The 1,232-nt window shown below is 58.4% G+C and carries 1 protein-coding gene; it reads right to left on the bottom strand.

The genetic code is table 11. The features are described from left to right. Positions 1-18: 18 nt before the first annotated feature. Positions 19-1,169, bottom strand: a protein-coding gene (locus tag PLU01S_RS25135) for an IS3 family transposase (protein WP_085985622.1) whose coding sequence is annotated in 2 segments (ribosomal slippage) — positions 19-926 and positions 926-1,169 — 1,152 coding nt in all. Because the reading frame shifts where the segments join, the coding sequence is not laid out codon by codon here. Between the last annotated feature and the right edge of the window lie 63 nt (positions 1,170-1,232).

The raw sequence follows: 1,232 nt of genomic DNA on the forward strand, positions 1-1,232 counted from the left end.
TGAATCGCCCCGGCTTTCCTAGACACTCTCCAAGCTCTGGAAATAGCGCTTTTCAAATTCTACTGGCGATAGCTGCATAGCGCTGCTATGCCGGCGTTTGGGGTTATAAAACATCTCGATGTAATCGAACACATCACTGCGGGCTTCTTCCCGGGTACCGTAGATTTTTCGTCGGATGCGTTCCCGCTTCAGCAACTGGAAAAAGCTTTCCGCGACCGCGTTGTCGTGGCAGTTACCGCGTCGACTCATGCTGCTGATCAGGTTGTTGGCCTTGAGGAAGCTTTGCCAGTCCGAGCTGCTGAACTGGCTGCCCTGGTCGGAGTGGATCATCACTTCCTGCTTGGGCTTGCGCCGCCACACTGCCATCAGCAACGCATCGATGGCTAGGTCGCTGTACATCCGTGGCTTCATCGACCAGCCAATCACCTGGCGTGAAAACAGATCCAGGACCACCGCCAAGTACAACCAGCCCTCATAGGTGCGAATGTAGGTAATGTCGGTGACCCAGACCTTGTTCGGTTCACTAACGTTGAACTGCCGCTCCAGGCGGTTGGGCGAGACCACTGTCGGCTTGCCTCCATAATAGCTGAGGCGCCGACAATAGCCGGTCTGCGAGCGCAACCCCTCTCCCCGCATCAGGCGAGCCACGCGGTGCCGGCCACAGGACTCCCCCAGCTCGCGCAGGTCGTCATGGATCTTGCGGTAGCCGTAGACCCCACCGCTTTCCAGCCAGGCATGCTTGATCAATCCGAACAGGCGTTGATCTTCCTTGGCGCGTACGGATTTCGGCTCGGCCAGCCAGGCGTAGTAACCGCTGGGATGCACCTTGAGGGTCTGGCAAAGACGCCGCACCGGGTACTCCACCGACAGCTTGCTAATGAAGGCGTACTTCAGCCGGACTCCTTGGCAAAGTACGCGGCGGCCTTTTTTAGGATGTCTCGCTCTTCGGTCACTCGCTTGAGTTCCGCGCGCAGACGACGCAGTTCGGCCTGCTGCTCGTCTTCCTGCTGTCGCTGTTCCTGGGGCTTGCCGTAGCGCTTGATCCAGGCATATAGGCTATGCGCCGACATGCCCAACCGCGTCGCCACCTCGGCAACGGGGAGGCCGCGCTCGGTCACTTGCTTGACCGCTTCGATCTTGAATTCCTCGGGGTAACGCTGCTTGCTCATGGCACCTCCTAACGGGCCTCATTATGAGGCTTAGAGGTGTCTAGGAAACTAGGGGCGATTCAA

It is taken from the genome of Pseudomonas luteola NBRC 103146, from assembly GCF_002091675.1.
Taxonomy (GTDB): domain Bacteria; phylum Pseudomonadota; class Gammaproteobacteria; order Pseudomonadales; family Pseudomonadaceae; genus Chryseomonas; species Chryseomonas luteola.